Annotated in this window: 19 protein-coding genes; 13 read left to right on the top strand and 6 right to left on the bottom strand. The window is 66.4% G+C overall.

The features are described 5' to 3' along the window. Nucleotides 1–138: 138 nt before the first annotated feature. Entirely contained in the window at nt 139–2,523 is a 2,385-nt protein-coding gene (locus tag ACCQ00_RS15665) for a TonB-dependent receptor plug domain-containing protein (RefSeq protein ID WP_017156670.1), read from the bottom strand. A 180-nt stretch (nt 2,524–2,703) separates the two neighbouring features. Between ACCQ00_RS15665 and ACCQ00_RS15660 the strand changes: the two genes are divergently transcribed. Beyond that, nucleotides 2,704–4,623 carry an ABC-F family ATP-binding cassette domain-containing protein gene (locus ACCQ00_RS15660; protein WP_039568207.1) on the top strand — a complete coding sequence of 640 codons (1,920 nt, stop codon included), beginning with the start codon at nt 2,704–2,706 and terminating at the stop codon, nt 4,621–4,623. 192 nt (nt 4,624–4,815) lie between these two features. Then, nucleotides 4,816–5,316, top strand: a complete 501-nt coding sequence (locus ACCQ00_RS15655) for a YcxB family protein (protein ID WP_372353979.1) — start codon at nt 4,816–4,818, stop codon at nt 5,314–5,316. A gap of 15 nt (nt 5,317–5,331) precedes the next feature. On the opposite strand, the gene ampR is transcribed toward ACCQ00_RS15655, so the two are convergent. Beyond that, nucleotides 5,332–6,207: a LysR family transcriptional regulator AmpR gene (gene ampR / locus ACCQ00_RS15650; protein ID WP_017156667.1), complete on the bottom strand. Its 876-nt coding sequence runs from the start codon at nt 6,205–6,207 to the stop codon at nt 5,332–5,334. Nucleotides 6,208–6,307: 100 nt separating this feature from the next. On the opposite strand from ampR, the gene bla reads away from it, so the two are divergent. From bla to ACCQ00_RS15635, 3 genes are all read left to right on the top strand, one after another. Next, entirely contained in the window at nt 6,308–7,201 is an 894-nt protein-coding gene (gene bla / locus ACCQ00_RS15645; protein ID WP_017156666.1) for a class A beta-lactamase, read from the top strand. Nucleotides 7,202–7,309: 108 nt separating this feature from the next. Next, a complete protein-coding gene (locus ACCQ00_RS15640; RefSeq protein ID WP_017156665.1) occupies nt 7,310–8,242 on the top strand; it encodes an alpha/beta hydrolase in 933 nt (310 codons plus the stop codon). A 255-nt stretch (nt 8,243–8,497) separates the two neighbouring features. Next, entirely contained in the window at nt 8,498–10,054 is a 1,557-nt protein-coding gene (locus tag ACCQ00_RS15635; RefSeq protein WP_039568212.1) for an ArnT family glycosyltransferase, read from the top strand. A 254-nt stretch (nt 10,055–10,308) separates the two neighbouring features. Here the strand turns inward: ACCQ00_RS15635 and ACCQ00_RS15630 are convergent, their stop codons facing one another. From ACCQ00_RS15630 to ACCQ00_RS15620, 3 genes are all read right to left on the bottom strand, one after another. After that, nucleotides 10,309–12,462: a phosphocholine-specific phospholipase C gene (locus ACCQ00_RS15630; RefSeq protein WP_039568215.1), complete on the bottom strand. Its 2,154-nt coding sequence runs from the start codon at nt 12,460–12,462 to the stop codon at nt 10,309–10,311. Between the two features lie 74 nt (nt 12,463–12,536). Beyond that, entirely contained in the window at nt 12,537–15,008 is a 2,472-nt protein-coding gene (locus ACCQ00_RS15625; RefSeq protein ID WP_039568220.1) for a TonB-dependent receptor domain-containing protein, read from the bottom strand. 607 nt (nt 15,009–15,615) lie between these two features. After that, complete coding sequence (locus ACCQ00_RS15620; protein ID WP_017159326.1) at nt 15,616–16,860, bottom strand: MFS transporter; 1,245 nt, start codon at nt 16,858–16,860, stop codon at nt 15,616–15,618. A gap of 471 nt (nt 16,861–17,331) precedes the next feature. Between ACCQ00_RS15620 and ACCQ00_RS15615 the strand changes: the two genes are divergently transcribed. After that, the gene (locus ACCQ00_RS15615; RefSeq protein ID WP_008578079.1) at nt 17,332–17,625 is read left to right on the top strand and encodes an FmdB family zinc ribbon protein; all 294 of its coding nucleotides are present in this window, start codon (nt 17,332–17,334) and stop codon (nt 17,623–17,625) included. A 477-nt stretch (nt 17,626–18,102) separates the two neighbouring features. Here the strand turns inward: ACCQ00_RS15615 and ACCQ00_RS15610 are convergent, their stop codons facing one another. Next, on the bottom strand, nt 18,103–18,870 hold the full coding sequence (locus tag ACCQ00_RS15610) for a DUF3011 domain-containing protein (RefSeq protein WP_039583669.1): 768 nt from the start codon (nt 18,868–18,870) through the stop codon (nt 18,103–18,105). A 157-nt stretch (nt 18,871–19,027) separates the two neighbouring features. Here ACCQ00_RS15610 and aspS point away from each other — a divergent pair, with 157 nt between their 5' ends. The 7 genes from aspS to ACCQ00_RS15575 all read left to right on the top strand — a co-directional run bounded on the left by aspS (nt 19,028) and on the right by ACCQ00_RS15575 (nt 26,820). Continuing rightward, nucleotides 19,028–20,794 (top strand): aspartate--tRNA ligase, encoded by a 1,767-nt coding sequence (gene aspS, locus ACCQ00_RS15605; protein WP_039568226.1) that lies wholly within the window; start codon nt 19,028–19,030, stop codon nt 20,792–20,794. A gap of 446 nt (nt 20,795–21,240) precedes the next feature. Then, nucleotides 21,241–21,768 carry a GNAT family N-acetyltransferase gene (locus ACCQ00_RS15600; protein WP_039568229.1) on the top strand — a complete coding sequence of 176 codons (528 nt, stop codon included), beginning with the start codon at nt 21,241–21,243 and terminating at the stop codon, nt 21,766–21,768. Nucleotides 21,769–21,865: 97 nt separating this feature from the next. Further along, complete coding sequence (locus ACCQ00_RS15595) at nt 21,866–22,543, top strand: alpha/beta fold hydrolase (protein WP_039568232.1); 678 nt, start codon at nt 21,866–21,868, stop codon at nt 22,541–22,543. An 89-nt stretch (nt 22,544–22,632) separates the two neighbouring features. Further along, on the top strand, nt 22,633–23,361 hold the full coding sequence (locus ACCQ00_RS15590) for a YebC/PmpR family DNA-binding transcriptional regulator (RefSeq protein ID WP_039568235.1): 729 nt from the start codon (nt 22,633–22,635) through the stop codon (nt 23,359–23,361). A 130-nt stretch (nt 23,362–23,491) separates the two neighbouring features. Then, nucleotides 23,492–24,016, top strand: coding sequence for a crossover junction endodeoxyribonuclease RuvC (gene ruvC / locus ACCQ00_RS15585; protein WP_017156655.1), 525 nt, complete (start codon nt 23,492–23,494; stop codon nt 24,014–24,016). Between the two features lie 118 nt (nt 24,017–24,134). Continuing rightward, the gene (ruvA, locus tag ACCQ00_RS15580; RefSeq protein WP_003482577.1) at nt 24,135–24,719 is read left to right on the top strand and encodes a Holliday junction branch migration protein RuvA; all 585 of its coding nucleotides are present in this window, start codon (nt 24,135–24,137) and stop codon (nt 24,717–24,719) included. A gap of 196 nt (nt 24,720–24,915) precedes the next feature. Next, complete coding sequence (locus tag ACCQ00_RS15575; protein ID WP_039568242.1) at nt 24,916–26,820, top strand: potassium transporter Kup; 1,905 nt, start codon at nt 24,916–24,918, stop codon at nt 26,818–26,820. Nucleotide 26,821 lies beyond the last annotated feature (1 nt).

Below are 26,821 nucleotides of genomic sequence, written 5' to 3'. Positions count from 1 at the left end.
CATGCCATGCCTGGGCAATGACGCCGCATGAGCCGATCACGGCAAATGCGGCGGATGCCTCGTGCTGATCGCGAGATGGCCGATCGCAGCGCCCAGCTCACGATCACCAAGACCACCTTGGCTGATCAAGCGCGGTGCTTACCAGCGGTAGTTGATGCGCCCATACACGTACGCACCATTGAAGCCGAACGGCGACAGGTTGCTATACGGGAATTGCCCGCTGGTGGAATTGGCGAAGTTGTTTTCGTCCGGATATTCGTCAAGCACATTGTCTGCGCCCAGCGTCAGCGTCCAGCGATCGACCTTGTAGCTGGCCGATGCATCCACCACCCACTTGGCGCCGAAGGTCTGGTCGTTGCTCGCGTCCGCCGGGCGGGTGCTGTACTTGCCGTAACGCGTGGCCCCCAGGGCCAGCGTCCAGTGCTCGGAGTTCCAGCTGCCGTTGATCAGGAACTTGTCGCGTGGAAAGCCTTCTTCGATGCGGCCACGCTCGGTGCGGTCGATGCGCTCCAGGCTCAGCCCGTTGGCCGACAACGCGGCCGGGTTGGCGGCCACGCTGCGCACTTCGGTTTCCGAGTAGTTGTAGCCGGCGGTCAGGTCCACGCTGCTGGCAGCCAGCTGCCAGCGGTAGCTGCCCACTACGTCCACGCCGCGCGTGCGCGTATCCACCGCATTGGTGAAGTAACGCCCGCCGTTGATGCCGAAGATGCCCTGCGACTCCAACAGGCTGCGCACGCCCGCGCCGGTCAGGTTGGACGACAGCACGATGCGGTCGTCCACATCGATCTGGTACGCATCCACGGTGAGGTAGAGCGCATCGGTGGGCTGCAGCACTAGGCCCAGGCTGTAGGACAGCGAGGTTTCCGCATCCAGCGGTTCGGCGCCGAGCGCGCGCGCCACGGTGCTGTCGGCGGGGAAGGTGCGGATCTCGAACGGGTTCGGGTTGCCGGCCAGGAAGGTGGTGCTGGTGGACTGGAAATACTGCTGCGCCAGCGATGGCGCGCGGAAGCCCGAGGCCACCGTGCCGCGCAACGCGATCTTGTCGGTGAACGCATAGCGCGCCGACACCTTGCCCGAGGCCTGGCTGCCGAAATCGCTGTAGTCCTCGTAACGCCCGGCCAGGCCAGCAGAGAACTTGTCGGTAAAGTCCGCTTCCAGATCTGCATACAGCGCATAACTATCGCGCGAGTACTGGCCCGACACGCTCGGAGCGAAGCCGCCAAATCCCTGCGCGCCACCAGACAGCGTGCCGGCCTGGAAATACGAGCCCACTTCGCCCGGCGACTGGTTCCACTTTTCGTTGCGGTATTCGGCGCCGAAGGCCACCGTCACCGGATAGGCCAGGCCCCAATCGAAACCGCGCTTGACGTCCAGGTTGACGATGTTCTGCGTGGTCTCCAGCGCGCCGTCGTAGAACGAGGTGGGCGAGGTCGGCCCCAGGCTGACGTTGAGCGTGTTGCGGGTGTGGAAATCGATGCGGTTGTAGCCGTAGTTGTAGCTGGCGTCCCAGTCCCAACCGCTGGCAGTGGAGCCGCGCACGCCGGTTACCAGCGAGCGGTCCTTGGCGTAGGTCTGGATTTCCGGCAGGAAGCCCTGCGGATACACCGACAGGATGTTCTGGCTGCTGCCTGGCGCGCGGAAAAACGCGAACGAGGTGATGTCGCGGTTGCTGGCGGTGGCAAACGCATAGCCGGTGATGCTGTCGCTGAAGGCGAACTCGGTATTGGCGGAGACCGCCTGGGCATTGACGTCCGGGTCACCGATCTTGAACGACTTCTGGCCCACGGCCGGCTGCGAGACGCTCGGCGCGCCGGCATAGCCGCGTGCGCGGTCGGTGGGGTCCTGCTGGTTGAGCTGGGCGGCCACGTGCAGCCAGCCGCGATCGCCGCCGTAGGCCACGCCGGTGTCGCCGGAGAGCTCGTAGTTGTTGCCGTCGCCAGCCGAATACTGGCCGAAGCCGGCTTGCAGGCTGCCGCCCTTTTCTGCGCCCTTGAGCACGATGTTGACCACGCCGGCAATGGCATCGGAGCCGTACTGCGCCGAGGCACCGTCGCGCAGTACTTCCACCCGTGCGATGGCCGCGACCGGGATGGTGTTCAGATCCACCGCCGCCGCACCGCGACCGATGGTGCCGTTGAGGTTGAGCAGCGAGGAGGTGTGGCGGCGCTTGCCGTTGACCAGCACCAGCACCTGGTCGGGCGAGAGGCCGCGCAGCTGCGCGGGGCGGATCGCGCTGGTGCCGTCGCTCAGCGCCGGGCGCGGGAAGTTCAGCGAGGGCAGGGCGCGCGCCAGCGCGGTGGCCAGTTCCGGGGTGCCGGTGGCCTGCAGCGATTCGGCGCTGATGATGTCGATCGGCGACTGCGATTCGGCCACGGTGCGGTCGGAGACGCGAGTACCGGTGACGATCACCGTATCCAGGGTGTTGGCCGGGGCGGTCGCCGGCGCGGCGGTCTGGGCCAGGGCGGGGGAGGCAAGCAGTGCAGCGACCACGGCGGTCGCAAGCGCGGAAACGGGGGCGTTCATGACAACTCCGAAAACGTGGGTCCAGGCAGGACCAGGCAAGGCTAGGCAGGCGGCGGTCGCGGAAGGGCGAAGAAGACGGCGGCCACGCTGAAGGCGCTAATTATTCGTTAACGCTAGAATGGCGTCGCAGGAATGCTGCTCATCTGCTCATTCCTTTTCGTTCTATCGGACTGTCCATCAATGATTTCCCTGCGTAACTTCTCCATGCGACGCGGCGAGCGTCTGCTGCTCTCCAACGTCGACCTGACCATGCACGCCGGCTACCGCGTCGGTGTGGTGGGCCGTAACGGCACCGGCAAGTCGAGCCTGTTCGCTGCGGTGAAGGGCGAGCTGGAGGCCGACAAGGGAGACGTCGATCTGCCCGGCAAGGTGCGCACGGCCAGCGTTTCGCAGGAAACTCCCTCGCTGCCGGACCCGGCACTGTCGTTCGTGCTCGGCGGGGACATCGAAGTCTCCGCGGTGCTGCAGGAAGAGGCCGATGCCACTGCCCGCGAAGACTGGGAGGCGGTCGCCAACGCGCACCAGAAAATGGCCGAGATCGGCGCCTACGACGCCGAAGCGCGCGCCGGCAAGTTGCTGCACGGCCTGGGCTTCCCGGCCGATACGCACCATCGCGCGGTGTCGTCGTTCTCCGGCGGCTGGCGGGTGCGGCTGAATCTGGCGCGCGCGCTGATGATGCCCAGCGACCTGCTGCTGCTCGACGAACCGACCAACCACCTGGACATGGACGCGGTGCTGTGGCTGGAGCAGTGGTTGCTCAAGTACCCGGGTACCTTGCTGCTGATTTCGCACGACCGCGAATTTCTCGACAACGTGGCCACCCACACCCTGCACCTGCACGGCGGTACCGCCAAGCTGTATGTCGGTGGCTATACCGATTTCGAACGCCAGCGCATCGAGCATTTGCGTCAACAGCAGATCGCGCACGACAAGGAACAGGCCGAGCGCGCGCATCTGCAGAGCTTCATCGACCGTTTCAAGGCGCAGGCCAGCAAGGCGACCCAGGCGCAGAGCCGCATGAAGCGGCTGGCCAAGATGGCCGGCACCGAGGCGGTGCGCGCCGAGCGCGAATTCCGCATCCAGTTCGCCCAGCCCAACCGGCTGCCGTTTTCGTTGATCCGCTTGAATCATGTACAGGCCGGCTATCCGGCTCCGACCTCCCTTCCCCCGCGTGCGGGGGAAGGTGCCCGAAGGGCGGATGGGGGAGACGCTGCCACGGTCATCCTGCACGATGTCGGTTTCGGCCTGGAAGCAGGCGACCGCATCGGGTTGTTGGGTCCCAATGGCGCGGGTAAGTCCACCCTGGTCAAGACCCTGGTGGGCGAGCTGGCGCCATTGGCGGGCGAGCGCAGTGCGCATCCGGATTTGCGCATCGGCTACTTCGCCCAGCACACGGTGGAGTCCCTGCACGAAGGCCAATCGCCGATGGACCATTTCCGCGAGTTGTCGCCGGACGGGTCCAACCAGGCGTTCCGCGATTTCCTGGGTAAATGGAATTTCGCCGGCGACCGCGCCTTCGAAGTGGTGGATGGTTTCTCCGGCGGCGAGCGCGCGCGCCTTGCACTGGCGCTGATCGCCTGGCAGCAGCCGAACGTGTTGCTGCTGGACGAACCGACCAACCACTTGGACCTGGAAATGCGCGAGGCGCTGGCCGAGGCGCTGAGCGATTTCGAGGGTGCCATCGTGATGGTCTCGCACGATCGCCACCTGATCGGCCTGGTCTGCGACAGTTTCTGGCGCGTGGCCGATGGCGTGGTCGAGCCGTTCGCTGGCGACCTGGACGAATATGCCGCCTGGTTGCGGAGCCGCCCGGCGGCGCAGGGCACCAAGCAGAAGATGGCCGAAGTGGCGCCGACCCCGCCGTCGCCAACCAAGCCGCTGCCGCCGAAAAAAGCCGTCAACCCGCACAAGCTGGCCAGCGCCGAAAAGCGCGTCGGCGAGCTGGAAGCGGCGCTTGCTGCGCTGGATCGCGAGCTGGCCAATCCCGGCAACTACGCCGACAGCGAAAAGATGGCCGTGCTCGGACGCGACCGAGAAGCAACCGCGCAGCAGCTGGCCGAAGCTGAGACGGCGTGGATGGAGTTGATCGACGGTGCGTAAGGGCGACTGACAAAAGCGCCTGCGCAACCGTCGGATGGCGGGTCGGATGGTCGTTGCCGGATGTAGAAGGCGCACATTGCGGTTCACGCGCCTTGTCTACACCTAGCTGCTGCTTTCGCGCTGCGGAGTGTTGTCCAGGATGAAAGCGCGTGGGTTACGCTGCGCGTTGAACCACACACGGATGTCGCCCGCATGATCAGCGTCACCATCAGTCTGGAAGACCATCTGGCCGCCCAGCGCTTGCATGCGCGTCACGATGCGAAACGCCTGCTCGTGTTTCTGGCAGTGCTGCTGTTGATCGGAGCGGGGCTGCTGCATCTGAGCGGCGCGCGCGCGATCATCGGCCCGGTGCTGATCGGCGGCGGTGGCGGCGGGTTGATCGGCCTGGCGCTATTGCACGTGTGGGGCCTGCCACGGCGGATCAAACGCCTGCACGCGCAGCAGGCCTCGCTGCGGCACACCTACACCTATGCATGGGACGAGAACGGACTGGAAATCACCTGGGCGGACGGCCATCTGCGTCGCCCCTGGTCCGATCACATGCGCATCCGCGAAAACGACCGGGTGTTGTTGCTGTACCACAACGACCGGCTGTTCGAGCTGTTCTGCCCGCACTGGTTTGCCGACAGGGCGCAGTTCGAGGCATTTCGCCAGTTGGCCTTGCGGGTGGGAAAGACGTCCAAGGCGCTCTAAGCGCGGCAGCGCTGCTCAGCTGCCGATGTGCTGTTGTGCCAGTAGCCAATCGCGCAACCGGCGCCCGGCATCGCTTTGCGGCCGCGACCGTAGCCGGGTCAGCCAGTAGCGCCCGGCATCGATGGCGATCGGGAACGGGCAGACCAGGCGCCCGGCATCCAGGTCCTGGCGAAACATCGGCAACGGCAGCAATGCCACCCCTGCGCCGGCTGCCGCTGCGCTGGCCAGGGTGAGCGACGAATCGAACATGGTGCCGCGTGCCGGCACCTCGGTCACACGTGCCGCGCGAAACCACTGCGGCCACTCATCCAGACGATACGAACGCAATAACGGCACGCGCGCCAGATCTTCCGGCACGCGCAAGCCGCGCGCCATTGCCGGCGCGCACACCGGCGCGAAGGGCGCTTCCATCACCGCTTCGGCAACCTGGCCCTGCCAATCGCCATCGCCGAAGCGGATGGCCAGATCTAGGCCTTCTCCGGCCAGATCGACGCGATTGTTGTGGGTGGACAGGCGCAGCTCGATATCCGCATGCGCCGCATGGAACGCTGCCAGCCGTGGCAACAGCCAGCCAGTGGCGAAGGTGCCGACCACGCCCACGCTGAGCACTTCGCGATAACGGCCATCGGCAAAGCGTTCCAAGGTGGCGGCGATGCGGTCGAAGGCCTCGCCGAGCACCGGTGCCAGCGCGGCGCCTTCGTCGGTCAGTGCCACCCCGCGCGGCAGGCGGTGGAACAGGCTGGTGCCCAGTTGCTGCTCCAGCGCCTTGATCTGGTGGCTCAGCGCGGCCTGGCTGACGCACAGCTCGTTGGCCGCACGGGTCAGATTCTGATGGCGCGCGGCGGCTTCGAACGCGCGCAGGGCATTGAGCGGCAGGCGGGGGCGGGGCATGGGCAGAGATTAGTTCAATTCATGGCTGAGATCGAAACATCGCTATGGTCGGCTGCGTCGTGCGCATCGATACTGCGGGCTCTCTCAAGGGGGCAACCGCATGTTGAATCGGCGACAGTTCCTGCACGCAACCGGCGCGGGCGTGCTGCTTGCAGCGTCCAGACCCGCATGGGCGCTCACCCCTGCGGTGAACGTGGACGCCATGCTGCGGGCGCAGTGGGCGCAGATCGAACGTGGCACCGGTGGCCGACTGGGCGTCTGCCTGCTCGACAGCGCCACCGGCAAGCGCCTCGGGCAGCGCGAGGACGAGCGCTTTCCGATGTGCAGCACCTTCAAATTTGTATTGGCTGCCGCGGTGCTGCAGCGAGTGGATCAGGGCAAGCTGACGCTGGCGCAGCAGGTCAGGATCCGTGCCTCCGACATGCTTGAGCATGCCCCGGTGACCGAACGCCATGTCGGCGGTTCGCTGAGTGTTGGCGAACTGTGTCGGGCCACGATGATTTATAGCGACAACCCGGCCGCCAATCTGCTGTTCCCGCTGGTCGGCGAACCAGCCGGCGTGACTGCGTTCCTGCGCGGCATCGGCGATGCCCAGACCCGCACCGACCGCTACGAGCCGCAGATGAACCGGTTCGCCGACGGCGACCCCCGCGACACCACCACGCCTGCGGCAATGGCCGCCACGCTGCGCACGCTGCTGCTTGGCGACGCGCTGCAGCCAGCCTCGCGCAAGCAGCTGACCCGCTGGATGATCGACAACCGCACCGGCGACGATTGTCTGCGTGCGGGGCTCGCGGCCGACTGGAAGATCGGCGACAAGACCGGCAGCAACGGTACCGACACGCGCAACGACATCGCCATCCTCTGGCCACCGAAGGGAAGGGCGCCCCTGTTGCTGACCACGTACTTGAATGGCGCCAAGGTCGACGACGCTGCACGCGATGCGGCGTTGAAAGCGGTGGCGGTTGCGGTGCGCGAGAGCAGTGCGGGTTGAGTGCAAGGTGTCGTACGCGTTTCATCCGCGCATGAGTTCACGACGTGCTTTCTGTTTCGCTCACCCCTTCGAGGTCCGATAGTGCAGATCAGGCTGAGTCATTGCTGGATGGCAGTTGCGCTGCTGCTTGTGCATGGGCTCGCACTGGCGCGTGCGTGGCAACCCGCGCCTGGTCAGGTGGAAATGCCGCTTTGGCTGCGCGCGGTGCCTGATGCGGTGCGTCACCCGAAGCCCGAATCGGTGGGCACCGGTGAGGGGCGCTACCCATGGACCAAGGTCAGCGATGTCAGTCGCCCGACGATGACAGTCTATGCCCCCAAAGGTCACAACACCGGTGCGGCCGTGCTGGTGTTCCCCGGCGGTGGCTATCAAGTCCTGGCGATGGATCTGGAAGGGACCGAAATCTGCGATTGGCTGACCGCACGCGGTATCACCTGCGTGCTGTTGAAGTACCGCGTACCGAATTCGGGGCCGACCTGGGTCAACGACCGCCGCTATTATCCGAAGGTGCAAACAGCCCTGCAGGATGCCCAACGTGCGTTGGGGATGGTGCGCGCGCAGGCGGACCGGTTGGCCGTGGACCCGCACAAGATCGGTGTGCTCGGCTTTTCTGCCGGTGGCCACCTGGTGGCCGCGATCAGTACGCATTTTGCAACGCGCACGTATCTGCCGGTGGATGCCGCCGATCGCGTGAGCTGTCGCCCGGATTTCGCCATCGCCGTGTATCCAGGCCATTTGTGGGCGCACGAAGACGAGGATGACGCCACCCGCGATCCCACCCATCTGAACCTGCGACCGGATATTCGCGTCGTCGCCGATACCCCGCCGACCTTCCTGTTGCAGGCGCAGGACGATCACGTGGACGGCGTTTCGCAGGTGCTGGCGTACTACGTCGCGCTCAACCATGCCGACGTGCCGGTGGAAATGCATGTGTACGCCCAGGGTGGCCATGCCTTCGGCCTGCGCGCCAAGGGGCTGCCGATCGCCCAATGGCCACAGTTGGTGGAGATCTGGTTGCACACGATCGGCGTGCTGCAGTGAGGGGCGACATCCCGCTGGCGTGACCGCTTGCTGCGCGTAAGCGGCGAGTGCGCCAGCGCTGCTGAAGCGACGACAGGTCGATCATTGCGGGTGATGCCGGGCTCGCACTTGTGGCGGCGCTGCTGGATCGGCCTATGCGGCACGTTCCTGGCGGCTGCCAGTGCCGCCGACGGCTTGCACTCGCTGCCCGCAGAACCGACACTGCGCGCCCGGCCGCCTTGCGCCTGATGGCCGGCGCCCACAGGAGCGCGACGCGTGACCCAGCAACCGACCCCCGACCGTGGCCTGTTACCGGCCCGGATCCTGCTGTGCTATTCGGCCATCGCGCTGTTGATCATGCTGGTCTTCAGCTGGTCGATGCCGCCCATCGATGCGTCCGGCTTCCGGCAGACGCAGACCGCCCTCTCGATCGACTGGATGTTGCGCGGCGGGCCTTTCCTGTCCTATCTCACGCCGGTGCTCGGCGCGCCGTGGTCGATCCCGTTCGAGCTGCCGCTGTTCCATTGGCTGGCTGCGTCGTTGTCCAAGGTCACCGGCATGAGTGCCGACAATAGCGGTCGTTTGCTGTCCACCCTGTTCCACGTGGGCTGCATCTGGATGAGCTATCGCATCACCCTGGCGCTGCGCCCGGACCGCGTGCTGGCGCTGTGCATTGCCGGTGCGTTCGCGGTGTCGCCGCTGGCCCAATTGTGGGGGCGCTCGGTGATGATGGAATCCACCGCGGTGTTCTTCGGCCTGGTGTTTGTCTGGGCGATGGCACGGCTGTACGTGCAGCCGCGGGCCTGGCACGGCGGTCTCGCCGTTGTCGCCGCGGTACTGGCAGCCCTGATCAAGATCACCACCTTTTTCGGTTTTGCGGTCTTCACCGTCCTGGCCCTGGCCTGGGTGGCGTTGCATGAGCATGGCTGGCGTCCACGGTGGCTGGTCGGTCACTGGAAGCTGCTGGGCTGGGGCGCGGTGGCGGCCGTGTCGGCGCTGGTGGCGCTGCTGCTCTGGCTGCAACATGCCGATGCCCTGAAGGCACAGTCGCTCCTGGGCCAGCAGGTCACATCCGCCAGCCTGTCGGGCTTCAATTACGGCACCCTGCAGCAGCGCCTGGATCCGGCCATCTGGTGGGGGACCATCTTCAAGAAGCGCTTCGCCGGACCGGTCGGTTCGAACTGGGTGTTCCTGATCATCCTCATCGCCGGTTTGTCGATCCGCCAGATCCGTGCGGCGGTGGTCTTGCTGTTGCTCGCCTACCTGGCGCCGATGCTGGCCTTCACCAATCTGCAGGTGGTGCATCCCTACTACCAGTTCGCGCAGGTGGTGTTCGCCACGTCGATCGTCGGCCTGGTGCTGTGGTGGGTGGTGCAGCGTGGCCAGGCGGTCGGTAAACCCGGCCGCGGCGTGGCATTGGCCGTGTTCCTGTGCCTGTTGTCACTGGGCTCTGGCCTGGTGAGTTCGCTGAAGAACATGAAGGAAGCGCGCGAGCCGACGCCGATCTCGCAGATCGCCGAACAGATCCGTGCCGCGACCCCCGAGCAGGGCGTGGTGGTGGCCTTCGGCGATGACTGGTCTTCCGAAATGCCCTATCGGTCCGGCCGCCGCGCGGTGATGATTGCCGACTGGGCGTCCGACCAGGCGTTGCAGTCGCTGGCCACCACCGACACTGCGCTGGGTGGCCTACCGCTGGCAGCGATGGTCGATTGCCCCAACAAGGTGGGCAGCACGCCGCAACGGGCGCAGTGGCATGCCGAGATCGTGCAGCGTTATTCCGCCGGCGCGCAGCCGCAGACGATCGGCGACTGCCGGTACTGGCTGCACCGGTAGTGCAAGCCGGCCGGCGACGCGGGGTGCGCGTCGGCTAGTGACCGTTGGAGTAGGCGCGTCGATGGCCGTTCTCGTCTGGCGGCCGCTGCTGCTAGGCATGGTGCGCGAGCGAGGCCGCAGACGGTGTTGCTGCCCGCTCTGAACAAGGCCGCTGTCGCCGCCGATCCGCACGGCATGGTGCCAATGTAGTGGGCCGATGACGGTGCGCGCCGGCCCGGTCGTTGCCGAATCTCCACGTCCCAATCCCGCGCGTCTCACCCAGGTCCTGGGCCGTCGATGCGTGGCGGATCGTCCTGATACAGCCGTGCCGGTCCGCCGAGTGCCGGATCGCTGATCCCGGGCTTGCCGGTTTCCACGCGTCCGGCCAGGCGTTGGCGCGCCCCGTCGTGGATTAGCCACAGGTCGTACCAGCCGCCGGTCGGCGTCGCGCTCCAGCGCTCACGGTGCTCGCCGCCGGCCGCGACGGTGATGCGCTTGCGCGGTTGCGCTTGCGGGTAGGCGCCAGGTTCCAGCGCGACTTGCAGTGGGCGGTTGCCGGGATTGCGCAACGTCAGGCACAGCGCCTTCGCATCGTCCGCGTCCTTGACGATTTCGGCCAACAGCAGCGCGGTATCGAGATCGCCGCGGTAATGGCGATGGAAGCCGTTGGGGCCGAGCAGCCACAGATCGTAGCGCCCGTCGTAGGTCGTCCACGTGCCGTCCACACCGGCGCCCTTTCCCACTGTGTAGCGGCGTGGAATCGCAGCCAGATCGAAGCGGTCGTAGACATGCAGCACCGCCGCCGCGCCCGCATTGGCCATGTGCAGTTTCACTTCGCCGCGCTCGGGCAGGTAGGCCAGCTCCACGCTGGGACGATACGGAAGCGCCCGCGAGCGGCGCACGCCGAACGCTTGTTCGGGCGGCTGCAACGTGGCCGGCAACGGCGGCAGTGCGTGCTCGCGCAAGGCGGCCGCGCGCGCAGCGGTTGCGCTGACATCCGGCAGCGCCGTGGCGAAGGGGCGCGTATCGGCAGCGCCGAAATCGAAGGCGTTGGTCAAGTCGCCGCACACTGCACGCCGCCAGGGCGTGATCTCCGGTGCGGGCACGCCGAAGCGGCGTTCGAGCAGACGCAGCACCGAGGTGTGGTCGTATACCTGCGAATCCACCCAGCCGCCACGGCTCCATGGCGAGACCACATACATCGGCACGCGCGGGCCAAGCCCATAGGGCCGCCCGCGGAGCTCGGGAAGATCCACTTTCTGTTCGCCCGGCGCCGGGTGGCGGTGATAGTCGTCGTCGCTGGTTATCGTCGATGCGCCGGCAAACCCGCCGGTTGCGCATGCATCCGGCGACGGTGGTGCCGGCGGCGGCATATGGTCGAAGAAGCCATCGTTCTCGTCGAACATCACCAGCAAGGCGGTGCGACTCCACACCGCCGGATCGGCAGTGAGTGCATCCAGCACGCGTGCGGTGTAGGCCGCGCCCTGGGCGGGGCTGGACGGATCGGGATGCTCGCTGCCGGCCGCATCGGCAATGATGTAGCTCACCGCAGGCAGGCGCCCGCCCAGTACGTCCTCGCGCAACTGCGCCAGGCCGCGCGTGCTCACGCCACGCGCGCGCAGTTGCGGATCATGTCCGGGCGCGGCGCTGTACGCCTGTCGAAATTCCGCAAAGCCGGCCAGCGGGTTGTCGGTGAAGTTGTCTGCCATGTCCTGATAGATCTGCCAGGACACACCGGCGTCCTGCAGCGCTTGGACGTAGGTGCCCCAACGATACGGCTCGGCAAAGCCGCCCAATTCCGCAAAGTTGTCGTGCGAATTGCCGATGACCGGGCCGCCTGCGCGCGCCTGCGGATCGTTGCCGCCGGTCCACAGGAACACGCGGTTGGAATTGGTGCCGGTCTGGATCGCGGCGTGGTACGCATCGCAGATGGTGAAGGCATCGGCCAGCGCGTACTGAAACGGAATGTCCGCGCGCGCGTAATAGCCCAGTGCATGATTGTGCTTGGCAGCTGCCCAGTGCCCGAGCCGGCCATGGTCCCAGGCCTGTTGTGCATCCGGCCAGCTATGCGGGGTGCCCTTGACGCGCATGAAGCCGAACTGCGCGGCGGTGTCCAGCGCGAATGGCGTCAGCCACTGTCGGCCGTCCTCGCTGGGTTGCAGCCACACCGTGCGCGCTGGCGCGCCCGGCAAGGGCGGCGCAGGGATCGGGAAGCGGTCGCCGAACCCGCGCACCCCAGGCAGCGCGCCGAAGTAATGATCGAACGCGCGGTTTTCCTGCATCAGGATCACCACATGCTGCAGGTCCTCCAGCGTGCCGTTGCGGCGGTCCGGCGCGATGGCTGCGGCGCGCGCGATGCTGGGCAGCAACGCGGCCGTGCCGCTGGTGAGGCCGGCTTGCAGCAGGCGACGTCGGGGCAGATCGATCATGTGGGCTCATCGCATCGGAAGGACTGCCCGCACCGGTGCCTGGTGCGGGCATCCCATAGCATGGCAGCTTGCCGTTACAGGTCCAGCGTCAGGGTCAGGCCCACGGTGCGCGGTGCGGCAATAAAGGCACTGTCGCTGCCGTCCACACCTTCCAGATAGCGCTTGTCGGTGAGGTTGCTGACGTTGAGCGCCAGCTGCAGGCCGTCGAGCTGCGAGGTCAGTTGCGAAAGTTCCACACCCAGATTGGCATCGAAGGTAGTCACGCCATCGAGTGCGGCGCGGTTGGATGCGTCCAGGTAGCGCTTGCCCAGGTAGCGTCCGGAAACACCGAAGCGCCATGCCTGACCGCGCCAATCGGCCGACACCACCAGCGTATTGCGCGGTTGGCCGATCACCTGCGCACCGGGTGTGATCTCCAAAGCGGTATCGCGCGCGGCATCGCCGCTGCCGAGATAATCGGCCTTGTTGTAGGTGTAGGCGCCATTGATGCGCCAGCCGTTGTCCCAGCCGTAGCCCAGCGCTGCTTCCACGCCGCGCGCATGCACACCGCCGAAGTTTTCGTACACGCCATCGGTCTCGCCCAGGTAGTCGATACCGCTGACGAAGTTGGCCGGCACATACACGATGCGGTTGTCGAAGCGGATGTCGTAGAGCGTGACGCTGCCGGTCAACGGCCAGCGGCTGACACGCAGGCCAAGTTCGATGTTGTCGGCGGTTTCCGGTTTCACCCGGCTCAGCGCCACCGGGTCGGTTTCGCCCAACACGCCGGAAGGAATCGCGGCGAAGTTCTGCGAGTAACCGGCAAAGGCTTCCAGGCCCTGCACCGGTGTGGTCCATGTCAGGCCGGCCGACAGCAGCGGATCGGAATGCGAATCCGATTCCACGTGCTGCGCCTGGCCAATACGGCGGTCGCGGGTCTGGTCGACGAAGAATTGCTTGACGCCCACGCGCCAGGCGAAGGCGCCATAGCGCATCACGTCTTCGAGGTAATACATCTGCTCGTCGGTCTGATAGTTATCCTTGAACTGCACCCAGTAGGGCTGATGATCGAAACTGATGTTGGTGCCAACGTTGAGCAGGCGGTGCCAATCGCGGGTGACGCTGCGCTCAACGCGCTCCAGCCAGGCACCGGCGCGCACGGTGTTGTCGATGGCGCCCAGATCGGTACGCCATTCCACATCGGCCATCGCGCCGGCACGATGATTGTCGTAGTGGCTATGTCGATACGATTGCACCGGCACCGAACCGGCCGGATAGCAGGCCGGATTGGATTCGGCCGGCACTGCGTCGCTGCCGACGCAACCGGCCAGCATGCTGGCCGCTGCGCCGCCGGGGGTGAGGTAATACAGCTTGCCCAGATCGCTGCCGCCGTACACGGTGTTGCCGCCACGCGCTTCGGATTCGGGTGCGCCGGCGCCGTCGTTTGTGACGTCCACCAGATACGGCGGAATCCAGTCGCCGCGCCCCTGCATGCGGTGCGCATAGCCGGTCAGCGTGGTCTTGACGCCGTTGCCGCCATCGAATTCACCACGCAAATAGCCAAACGTATTCTTGCGCAAGGCACGCGAGCCGGAGCGGTAATTCTGGTCCAGATACGGAATGCCGGTGAGCGTGCCGGTCAACAGGTCGTGCTCGGGGTCGCGCGCGAATTGCTCCGGGGTCACGCTGGTGTATTCGGATTCGTCGGCATCGTCGTAGGAGGCGTAGCCGCTGAGCGTCCACTGATTCAACACGCTGACGAACTTGCCGGCCAGGTGATCGCGGCTGGTGTGGCCACTGCCGTCGATCCAGTCGTCGTTGCGTGCCGACGAACCACTGACCCAGGCATGCGTATTGCCGCCGATCAGGCCGGTGTCGTAGCGCGCGTAGTACTTGCGCGCCTGGTTGTCGCCAATGCCGCCGATCACGCGGACACGTTGCGTTTCCAGCGGGTCGTTGGTGAGGTAATTCAAGGTGCCGCCCAGGGCCTCGTTGGAGCGCGAGGCGATGTCGGCGGTGCCCTGGCTCACTTCCACGGTTTCCAGATCCGGCATGTCGATAAAGCGGTTGGCCTTGGAGCCACCGCCATATGCCGAGCCACCATTGGGCACGCCGTCGATGGTGGTGCCGATCTGCTGGGTATCGCGATTGCTGACGAAGCCGCGCATGCTGATCTGCGTGCCCCAGTCCGACGAGCCGAAGGCATCGGCTTCGGTCACCACCACGCCGGGCAGTTCGTTGAGCGCATCGTTGACGCTGCCGAGCACAAACTGGCGGTCCAGCATCTCCTTGCTGACGGTGGTCTTGGAATAGGTCGTTGCCTGGCCGACCACCTGCACCTGATCCAGCGTCGATACCTGCTCGTCAGTGCTGGCCGCTACGGTTGCGGCCGGGTCGGGGGTTGCACCGTCGGGAACCTGCTGTGCGTAAGCCGGCAGGGAGAGCGGAACCAGCAGTAGCGCGAGCGTGGCAGGATGGCGCACGCGCAAGGAGGACATCGAATCCATTGAAATCCACAGCGGGGAAGGGGGTCCGGGAAGACTGCCGCGCTTGCGTTGCGTGCTCATGACCGCGCGACCGGTGTCGCCGGGATCACCGGATGTATCCACAGGTTCCTGGCGCCACGACGATTGCGATTTACCGCTGTTTGGATATCGCGAGTCGTTATGGACGGATGCCCACGCGGACCGATGACGTCAAGGCATGAGGGAGCCATGCCGTCGCGTCGCAACTCCGCTCCGATGCGCTTGAAAGCCTGGCGAGTCGAGTGCGCGGTGCCCTCACTACTTGCGGACACGCCGTGCATCCGTCCATGGAGGCTCCTTGGCGGCATCCATGCCGCCAGCGGTTCCGCAACCGGTAAGCACACCGCACCGGACAGTGAGGCGGTGGCCGCGTGGAAAGCCGCTTGTCGCACGTGTGTCGGGTTCGAGCGGCATACCAGTATCGCGCAGCGCGCATCATGCACTGCTTTTCACCATGCACACCGATCATCTCGACTGGTCATTGTCCACCCCCTGGCGCGAGTCCTTGCGCGGCATGGATGCCGCGTAAGGGCCTAGAAGGACGCACTTGCGGCGCCTCCGCGACGACCGGCGGGCAAGGGGGTCCTGCAGCAGCGCCGCAGATCACATGTACAGCAGCGCAGCGACTGACGACAGCCACATAGCTGCATCAGCCGCCCTTGGCGTGCGGCGGTGCTTCGGCCTGCTGGGTTTCCGGCATCAACTCCAGCGCCGACGGCGTGGTACGCAGCATCGGACGGAAGGCAATCGGATGGGTGCGGCGGCGGCTGAAGCGCAGCAGCCGCGACAACGTGAAGCCCGCCAGGGCCAACAACATCACCGCGAAGTACACCGGCAACGCGGCCGGGCCGAATTTCTGCATTGCGCCGCCGGCCAGTGCAGGGCCGACCGCTGCACCCACGCCATGCAGCAGCAACAAGCTGCTGCTGCCGGACAGCAGGTCTTCGCGCGGCAGGTAATCGAGCATGTGCGCCACCGCGAACGGGTACAGCGAAAACGCCAACCCGCCATAGACGAAGAACAGCACGAACAGCATGGTTGTCTGCGTCTGCACCATCGGCAATGCGGCAGCGATCGCGATGCCGGCGGCCAGCACGCTCACGGTCACCAGGCCGATGCGGCGGTCATGCCCGTCGCTGATACGCCCGATCGGCCACTGCAGCACCGCACCGCCCACGATGGCGGTGAGCATGAACATCGCCACGCCGTCGGAATCCAGCCCGATCCGGTTGGCATACACCGGCAGCAAGCCCCAGAATGCACCCATCGCCAGGCCGGAAAGGCCGGCGCCAATCGTGGCCACCGGCGCCAGGGCATACAGCGTGACCAACCGCAGTCGCGATACATGCGGCACCTCGGGCGGGATCAGTCGCGTGGTCATTACCGGCATCACCGCCGCACAGAACAGGATCGCCGTCAGCGTAAACATCGCCGGTGCGCCCGCATCGCCGATGGTGAGCAAAACCTGGCCCAGTGCCAGCGCCGATAGATTGATCGCCATGTAGACCGAAAACACCCGGCTGCGCCGGCGCGCGTCGGGCTCGGCGTTGAGCCAACTTTCGATCACCGTATACAGGCCGACCAGCGCCGCGCCGGTCACCAGGCGCAACACGCCCCAGCCCCAGGCGTTCAACCAGATCGGATGCAGCAACACCGCAATGGCTGCCAGCGCCGCATAAAAGGCAAACGCGCGGATATGTCCGATGCGCCGAATCAGCGGCGGTGCGAAGAAGGTGCCCAGAAAGAAGCCGGCGAAGTAGCCGGACATGATCAACCCCAACGCCCGCGCATCGAAGCCGGCCTGATCGCCACGCACGGCGAGCAGCGTGCCGAGCAACCCGCTACCGGTCAGTAGCAGGGCAACGCCAAGCAGTAAGGCAGTCAACCGCAACACGGATGCGGCCCTCGTGGGGGGAAAGGCGCGTCGATCACCTGCGCGAGTGTAACAGCCTGGTCGATGCGGCTCGATCGGCCCCGTTGGCGCATGCGCGTTTTTAGCGATGCGCGGGAGGATGTGATGCCGCAGCCTGCGGATTTTTGTGGTTGCCTGCGCGTCGCATTGCTCGGGTATGCAACCCTGCATGCGTGGCTCGTACGGCGCACGCAGGAGCGTCGTGCGCTGCGCTCGCCCCACGCTGCCGCCAGCCATGCCTGTGCAGGGAGTGCGGCATGGCGTCCACACGCGCAGCCCATCGGCATGGGTGGCTGTCGAAGCAGCCATCGCGCATTGCCGCTCTCGCCCGGCACCGGCCATGCGGGCGCATCGCCGGCAACCTGCTGCCCGTCGCGAGCGATGCGCTGCCCTTGCGAGCCCGCATGCGTCTAGAATTTGCGCCCCTTGCAACGTCTTCAGCTGATCCCTGCCATGCCCATCTACGGTTTTCAGTGCACTACCTGCGGCCACGCATTCGACCGTCTGCAGAAAATGGCCGACCCCGATCCGCAAACCTGCCCGGCCTGCGCCGCGGCCACGATCAAGCGCCAGGTCACCGCGCCGTCGTTCCGCCTGTCCGGCAGCGGCTGGTACGAGACCGACTTCAAATCGGCCGGCGAGAAAAAGAAGAACCTCACCGAAAGCAGCAGCGCCGGTGGCGATGCCAAACCAGCGGCAACCGCGGAGAGCAAGCCGGCCGCCAAGCCCGCGTCAGATCCGGCATGAGTGGCCGCGGCGCGCAGATTGCGCCGCCCCGCGCGGTGTTGCGCGCCGCAACGACTCCACGTCGAGCACCGTGCTGCCGGCTGTGTCAGGGCGCATCGCGTGGGTGCCTGCCGCCAGCCAGACGGCCGCGCCATGCCATCAGCGTCCGCCGCGGTCAGGACGACGTTCTCCGGTAGCGCGCGCCATGCGCGCTGAGCGGGCGCGGTGGACGATCTCGCTGGCCGGGCCGGTGTCGATACGCCCGCATGAGCCGGGCCCGGCGCAGTCCCGGCAAAACCTGTGGCGATGCTGGGCGCGTTGCCGCAAGGCTCCGACGCACGCGTCGCGCGTGCCGTTAGCCGCACTTCCGGGGATCGCCATGACTGCATCCGACGGCCGCGTCCGCCTGGAGGCGTGCCGTCGTCTAGAGCGCTGGCGCCGGTGTCTCGCCGAGGCGCGCCGGCCAGTCCTACGCAGCCAGCCTGCGCGGCCGGTGCATCAACGCGCCTCGAAACGCGCCCGGCAGCCATCGTTGACCCACACCGTGGCGCGACGATCGTCGTAGCCCCAGGTGCGGCCTTCCGCACAGCGCGTGTCCGATAACTGGCGGGTCAGCACCGGGCGGCCATAGCGGCCATCCCAGGCGCAGGTGCGCAGGCGCCGGTCGTCGCTGGCGCAGGTGATGGCGTAGCCGTTGCCGGGGCGGTCGTCGCGGCCGCCATAGCCGCCGTCCCAGCCACCGCCACCGCGGGCCTGCGCGAATTCGCCCCGGCAGCCGTCGTCCACCCAGATCCGGCCGCCTTCCTGGCGCCAGTTGCGGCCTTCCACGCAAGGCGTGTTGGAGAGTTGGCGCACCAACATGGCGCGACGCCAGCCGGTATCGCAGATTTTCTGGCGCTGGTCGTTGCTCTCGCAGCGCACCGTTCCAGCGACCCCGCCAACGCCGCCGGGGCCATTGCCGCCGCCCCAGCCGCCGCCGTTGCGGGCTTCGACGAAACGGCCGCGACAGCCGTTGTCCACCCAGATCCGGCCGCGCTCGCTGCCCCAATTGCGGCCTTCGATGCAGCGCGTGCCAGAGATGTTTTCCACCAGCACCGCGCGGCCGCGGAATGGCGTATCGCAGTCGCGGCGGCGGTTGTCGTTGCTGGAGCAGGTGATGCTGGGGCCATTCCAGCCACGCTCCTGGGCGCTGGCGGTGACGCTGGCAAATGCGCCGGTCAGGGTGATCAGGCCGAAGCCGGAGAGCAGCAGGGCAGTGCGCAGCATCGTGTCGTCCTTGGTGCAGGAGGGGCGTGGCGCCTATTCAGCCGGGCACTGACTTAAGCGCCCATGAGCGCCCGCGCATTTGCTCCTGTCGCCCGGCGGCCCCAGAATATCCGGCTTTCCGGCGCTGTCCTGCGTCGGTTTTTCAGCGGAGCTTTCGATGCGTACCCACTTCTGCGGCCTGGTCGACGAGACCTTGATCGGCCAAACCGTCACTCTCGCCGGCTGGACCGACGTGGCCCGCAACCTGGGCGGGGTGTGCTTCATCGACCTGCGCGACCACGAAGGCATCGTGCAGGTGACGGTGGAACCGGTGACCGGCGACGACGCCAGCGCAGAGCTGTTCAAGGTGGCCGCCAGCCTGGGCTACGAGGACGTGTTGCAGGTGGAAGGTGTGGTGCGCGCGCGTCATGCGGTCAACGACAAGCTGCGCAGCGGCAAGGTGGAAGTGATCGCCACGCGCATCAGCATCCTCAACAAGGCCGCGCCGCTGCCGTTCCACGCGCATGAGAATCCGGGCGAAGAAACCCGCCTGAAGTACCGCTATCTCGACCTGCGTCGCCCGGAAATGCAGCGCATGCAGCGCACCCGCATCAAGCTGGTGCAGGCGCTGCGCCGGCATCTGGATGCGCGCGACTTCCAGGACATCGAAACCCCGATTTTGACCAAGGCCACCCCGGAAGGCGCGCGCGACTTCCTGGTGCCGGCGCGCATGCATCCGGGCGAGTTCTACGCGTTGCCGCAGAGCCCGCAGCTGTTCAAGCAGATCCTGATGGTGGCCGGCTTCGACCGCTACTACCAGATCGCGCGCTGCTTCCGCGACGAAGCGCTGCGCGCCGACCGCCAGCTGGAATTCACCCAGCTCGACATGGAATTCGCCTTCGTGCGCGAGCGCGACGTGCAGGATTTCGTCGAAGACATGATCCGCGCCATCTTCAAGGAAGTGGTGGATGTGGAGCTGGCTGCGCAGTTCCCGCGCATGACCTGGGCCGAGGCGATGCGCCGCTTTGGGTCGGACAAGCCGGACCTGCGTATCGCGCTGGAACTGGTCGACGTGGCCGAGCTGGTCAAGGCCAGCGAATTCCCGGTGTTCACCGCCGCCGCCAACGATGCCGACGGCCGCGTCGCCGCGCTGCGCATCCCCGGCGGTGCCACGCTGTCGCGCAAGCAGATCGACGAATACGCAGCGCACGCCGCCAAGTACGGCGCCAAGGGCCTGGCCTACATCAAGCTGTCGGAGACCGGCGAGGTCAGCTCGCCGATCGCCAAGTTCTTCAGTGAAGAATCCTTCGCTGCGCTGCTCAAGCACGTCGGCGCCGGCAATGGCGACATCGTGTTCTTCGGTGCCGGCGGCTACACCAAGGTGTCCGACTTCATGGGCGCGCTGCGCCTGAAGGCCGGCAAGGACTTCAACCTGATTGCCGACGGCTGGGCGCCGCTGTGGGTCACCGACTTTCCGATGTTCGAATGGGACGATGAGGCGCAGCGTTACGTCGCATTGCATCACCCCTTCACCGCACCGGCGGTGGACGATATTGCCGACCTGCGCGCCAACGCGCGTACCGCGGTCTCGCGCGGCTACGACATGGTGCTCAACGGCAATGAAATCGGCGGCGGCTCGATCCGTATCCATCGCCCGGACATGCAGAGCGCAGTGTTCGAACTGCTGGGCATCGGCGCCGAAGAAGCGCGCGCCAAGTTCGGCTTCCTGCTGGATGCCTTGAACTACGGCGCACCGCCGCACGGCGGCATCGCCTTCGGTATCGACCGCATCGCCGCACTGATGGCCGGTACAGAGTCGATTCGCGACGTCATCCCGTTCCCCAAGACCACCGGTGCGCAGGATCTGATGACCGACGCCCCGTCGCCGATTGCTGCCGACCAGCTCGCCGAAGTGCACGTACAGGTGCGCCCGAAGCAGGTCTGACCTGGCATGAACACACGGCCACGCCATGGCGCGGCCGTGTGTCCATGCGCAGCGCGCAGCTTGCGCGCAAGGCGTTGTTGACCGATCCGCGCTGCACTCAAGGCGCGGATCGAACAGCTGCACGCGCAGGGGGGCGTGCGCAAGTAACTGCCAGGCAATCGCGCACCGCGACTTTCCGAAATCCTGAGTGCTTGCCCAGCAACTGCGCCCAAGCTCTAGCAGGTGACGCAGCGCGTTTTTTGCGTGCCGCTCCGATACGCGCGGCAATTCCAACGCACGCGGCAACCAGGCCTCTGGGTGCTAAGACCACCAGCCGGGCAGACGCATCTGATGCCCGACCGGCAGGGGCGCTCGAACGATTCCCGATTCCCCATTCCCGATTCCCCACTTGCAGCAACGCCGCAGCATGCGAGAAGCTGCCGCGTCGACTTGCCAGAGGGGCCCGCATGACCCGCATTCGCCGCGCCACGCCGGACGATGCCGAAGCGCTGTCGCTTCTGGCCGCGCAGACCTTTACCGAAACCTTCGGGCATCTGTATCCGGAAGAGGACTTGCGCGGTTTTCTGGAAGAGACCTATGCCGTGGAGCGCGCGCGCACCGTGCTGGCGCACCCGGATTACGCGATCTGGCTGCTGGAGATGGACAACCTGCTGGTCGGCCACGCGGCCGCCGGCCCCTGCGGGTTGCCGCATGATCAGGTGCGTCCCGGCGACGGAGAGCTGAAGCGGTTGTACCTGCTGAAGGACTATCAGAACAGCGGCTGGGGCAGCCGATTGTTCGAAACTGCGCTGCAATGGTTGGAGCGCGACGGCCCACGCACCTTGTGGATTGGCGTGTGGTCGGAAAATTTCGGCGCACAACGCTTTTACGCCCGCTACGGTTTCGAAAAGGTGGGCGAATACGACTTTCCGGTGGGCAAGATCGTCGACCGCGAATACATCCTGCGGCGCAGCCCGGTGCTGGCAGCGGACTAGTCGCACCAGTGCTGCCGCCCGTTGCCCTTGCACGTTCGCTCTGGCGTCCAGCGCGCAACGCACACGCCTCTGACGCCCTCTGCCGGTAACCATTTCAGTGTCCAGCGCATCACCCATCAGCCCGGCCGCGCCGCGGCGCAGTCAGCGCGAGGGAGCGCGCGCCGCGACTGCCGACGTGCTGCTGGTGCACGGCATCTGGAACACCGCGCACTGGCTGCTGCCCTTGGCGCGGCGGATGCGTGCCAACGGGCTGGCGCCTGCGCTGTTCGGGTACGCCAGCGTGCTCGGCGGCCCCGCGCATGCGGTGCCGCGTCTGATCGAACGCCTGCGCGCCAGCCGCGCGCAGCTGGTGGTCTGTCACAGCCTGGGAGGGCTGATGACCCTGCAGGCACTGCAGGATGCCCCCGACCTGGCGGTGCGTCGCGTGGTCTGCCTGGGCTCGCCGTTGTGCGGCAGTGCCGCTGCGCGCGGGTTGGCGCAACGTGGCGGGCTGTGGGCGATGGGCCGCAGCGCCGCGATCTTGCAACAGGGCTTTGTGCGCTGGGACGGCCAGGCCGAGATCGGCCAGGTGGCCGGCAACGTGGCGCGCGGGATCGGTCGCTGGCTCGCCCCCCTTGAAGGTGACTCGGACGGCACCGTGACGCTGGCCGAAACCCGCCTGCCCGGGCTGCGCGACCATTGCGTAGTGCGGGCAAGCCACAGCGGGCTGTTGCGCTCGCCCGAAGCCGCCGCACAGGCGCTGGCCTTTCTGCGCACCGGCCGCTTCCAGCCGTGAACATGCGCCGGCGGATGGCGCTGCCCCGGTGAAGGCAGGCAATCAGGTAAAATCCGCGCCCTGTCATTGAAGCCAGTCTGGAACCACCCATGGGTAGAGGTCCCTCGATCGAAGGCCGCAAGAACGCCTCCGACGCCAAACGCGGCAAGATGTTTACCAAGATCATCCGCGAGATCAGCGTGGCCGCCCGCGCCGGTGGCGGCGACCCGTCCAACAATCCGCGTCTGCGCACCGCCATGGACAAGGGCCTGTCGTCGAACATGTCCAAGGACGTGATGGAGCGCGCCATCAAGAAGTCCACCGGCGAGCTGGAAGGGGTGGAATACGAAGAAGTGCGCTACGAGGGCTACGCGCCCGGCGGCGTGGCGGTGATCGTGGACTGCCTGACCGACAACCGCGTGCGCACCGTGGCCGATGTGCGCCATGCCTTCAGCAAATGCGGCGGCAACATGGGCACCGAGGGCTCGGTGGCCTTCATGTTCAAGCGCCTGGGCGTGCTGAGCTTCGCTGCCGGCATCAATGAAGACACCCTCACCGATGCCGCCATCGAAGCCGGCGCCGACGATGTGGTGGTGTACCCGGAAGACGGAGCCATCGACGTGCTGACCGCCCCGGACGCCTTCGCCCAGGTCAGGGACGCCCTGGTCGCTGCAGGGCTGGAACCGGCACACGCCGAAATCACCTTCCGCGCCGACAACGACATCGCCGTGGACGGCGATACCGCCGTGCAGGTCCGCAAGCTACTGGACATGCTCGAAGACCTGGACGACGTGCAGGACGTGTATTCGAACGTCGATCAAGCGGCGCTTGGCGCCTAAGGCGCTGGGAATCGGGAATGGAGAATCGGGAATCGAAACGGCAGCATCCTGCATCGCTCGGCAATGTCGAGCACGCCAGTCGGCCGCTTTACCCATTCTCGATTCCCGACTCCCAATTCCCGGCTTCTAGATGACCCGCATCCTGGGCATCGATCCCGGTTCGCAGCGCACCGGCATCGGCATCATCGATATCGACGAGGGCGGTCGCAGCCGGCATGTGCACCACGCGCCGTTGATGCTGCTGGGCGAGGGCGACTTCTCCCAGCGGCTCAAGCGGCTGCTGCAGGGGCTGGGCGAGCTGATCGAGACCTACCGGCCGGATGAGGTGGCGATCGAAAAGGTGTTCATGGGCAAGAGCGCCGCTTCTGCGCTCAAGCTCGGCCACGCGCGCGGCGCGGCAATCTGCGCGGTGGTCATGCGCGACCTGCCGGTGCACGAGTACGCCGCCACCGAAGTCAAGCTGGCGCTGGTCGGCAAGGGCGGCGCGGACAAGGTGCAGGTGCAGCACATGGTCGGCATCATGCTCAACCTGAAAGGCAAGCTGCAGCCCGACGCCGCCGACGCATTGGCGGTTGCCATCACCCACGCCCACGTCCGCGCCACCGCGCAACGTCTGGGCGTCAATACCCAACAGGCCTGGAGCCGCAAAAGATGAGAATCGGGAATCGGGAATCGGGAATCGGGAATTGCAAGAGCAGGGTCCAGAGCAGCGCACGCTGTTTCGATTCCCCATTCCCGATTCCCCATTCCCGGCACCGCCAAGGCGGTGCCCAATGATCGGCCGTCTGCGCGGGATCCTGGCCTACAAGCAGCCGCCGTGGCTGGTGATCGACGTGGGCGGGGTGGGGTACGAGCTGGAGGCGCCGATGAGCACCTTCTACGACCTGCCCGATGTCGGTCGCGACGTGATCCTGTTTACCCATTACGCGCAGAAGGAAGACAGCGTGTCGCTGTACGGTTTCCTGCGCGAAGGCGAGCGGCGGTTGTTCCGCGATGTGCAGAAGGTCACCGGTATCGGCGCCAAGATCGCGCTGGCGGTGTTGTCAGGGGTCAGTGTCGACGAGTTTGCCCGCCTGATCACCAGTGGTGACATCACCGCGCTCACGCGCATTCCTGGCATCGGCAAGAAGACTGCTGAGCGCATGGTGGTGGAACTGCGCGACCGCGCGGCCGATTTCAGCAGTGGCGCACCGATCACCGGCCAACTGGGGCCCGACGCCGTTTCCGAGGCCACCGTGGCCTTGCAACAGCTGGGCTACAAGCCGGCCGAGGCCGCCCGCATGGCGCGCGACGCCGGTGCAGAAGGCGACGAGGTCGCGACGGTCATTCGCAAGGCGCTGCAAGCCGCGCTGCGCTAGGCGCGAGCGCGAACTATTGCCAGGCCGCAAAGCGGGCGCGGCCGGCACTCGGCATCGACAGGGGCGGCCCGTACACTGCGCATCCTTGCCCGCGGCCAGCCCGTATCTTGGGTGCCTGTGACCTCGGTGCAGGCACCTTCGACAGGTGCTGTCTCCCTCATCATCTTCACGCTGTCTGGCGAAAACTGCCCACCTCATGTCCCACACCCCCAAATCAGCAGGCTCCAGCCACGCGCCCGCCAATAGCCAGACCGCCCTGGTCATCGGCGCGATCGGCGTCGTCTTCGGCGATATCGGTACCAGCCCGCTGTATACGCTCAAGGAAGCGTTTTCGCCGCACTACGGGCTGAGCCCGGACCACGACACCGTGCTGGGCATCCTGTCGCTGGTGTTCTGGGCGCTGATGCTGGTGGTCACGCTCAAATATGTCACCGTGATCATGCGTGCCGACAACGACGGCGAGGGCGGCATCATGGCGCTGACCGCGCTGGCGCAACGCACGCTGCCGGGCGGTTCGCGCTCGATGTATGTGGTCGGCATCCTCGGGATCTTCGGTGCCTCGCTGTTCTTTGGCGACGGCGTCATCACCCCGGCGATTTCGGTGCTGTCGGCAGTGGAAGGCCTGGAGGTGGCCGCGCCCAAGCTGGAGCCGTTCGTGGTGCCGATTACCCTGGTGGTGCTGGGCATGCTGTTCCTGGCGCAGCGCTTCGGCACCGAACGTGTCGGCAAGGCATTCGGGCCGATCACCCTGCTCTGGTTCTTCGCGTTGGGCGCGATCGGCGTCTACAACATGGCCCGCGCACCGGAAGTGCTGCATGCGCTGAATCCGTGGTGGGGCGTGCGCTTCTTCGCGCAACACAACTGGCATGCGGTGTTCGTGCTGGGCGCGGTGGTGCTGGCGGTGACCGGTGGCGAAGCGCTGTACGCGGACATGGGCCATTTCGGCGCCAAGGCGATCCGTCGCTCGTGGCAGTTCGTGGTGTTGCCGATGCTGACCTTGACCTACCTGGGGCAGGGCGCGCTGGTGCTGCGCAATCCGGCCGCGGTCAGCAACCCGTTCTACGAGGCGGTGCCGGAGTGGGCGCTGTACCCGATGATCGTGCTGGCCACCGCCGCCACGGTGATCGCCTCCCAGGCGCTGATCACCGGCGCCTATTCGGTGGCCAGCCAGGCCATGCAGCTCGGCTACATCCCGCGCATGCACATTCGCCATACCTCGCACTCCACCATCGGACAAATCTATGTGCCGGCGGTGAATTGGTGCCTGCTGGCGCTGGTGGCGGTGGCAGTGATCGGTTTCGGCGACTCGGCCTCGCTGGCCACCGCCTACGGCGTCTCGGTGACCGGCACCATGCTGATCACCACCGTGTTGATGATCATCTACGCGCGCGCCAACCCACGCGTGCCGGCGCCGCTGCTGTGGTTGTTCGCGCTGGTGTTCCTGGCGGTGGATTGCGCGTTCTTCTACGCCAACATCATCAAGTTCCTGGACGGCGCCTGGTTCCCGTTGTTGCTGGGCCTGATCCTGTTCACCCTGATGCGCACCTGGCGCCGCGGCCGCAAGTTGCTGCACGACGAGATCCGCAAGGACGGTATCAAGCTGGACACCTTCCTGCCCGGGTTGATGCTGGCGCCGCCGGTGCGCGTGCCCGGCACGGCCGTGTTCCTGACCGCCGACCCGATGGTGGTGCCGCACGCGCTGATGCATAACCTCAAGCACAACAAGGTGCTGCACGAGCGCAATGTATTCCTGACCGTGGAGACCCTGCAGGTGCCGTACGCAGCCGCCGGGAAACGGCTGAAGATCGACGCGATCGGCGACGAGTTCTACCGCGTGCATGTGCGCTTCGGTTTCATGGAGACCCCAGACGTGCCGCTGGCGCTGATGCGCTCCTGCGACCAGGGCGGGATCTATTTCGACCCGATGGACACCACCTATTTCGCCAGCCGCGAGACCATCGTGGCCAGCGCCAACCGCGGCATGCCGATCTGGCGCGACAAGCTGTTCGCGCTGATGCATCGCAATGCCGCCCCGGCCACCGGATTCTTCCGCATCCCCGGCAACCGCCTGGTGGAGCTGGGCGCACAAGTCGAGATCTAGG

Origin of the sequence: Xanthomonas sp. NCPPB 3761 (assembly GCF_041475705.2) — a bacterium.
Lineage (GTDB): Bacteria > Pseudomonadota > Gammaproteobacteria > Xanthomonadales > Xanthomonadaceae > Xanthomonas > Xanthomonas phaseoli.
The sequence above is the reverse complement of the archived record's forward strand: the minus strand, read 5'-3'. Positions and strand labels throughout refer to the sequence as shown.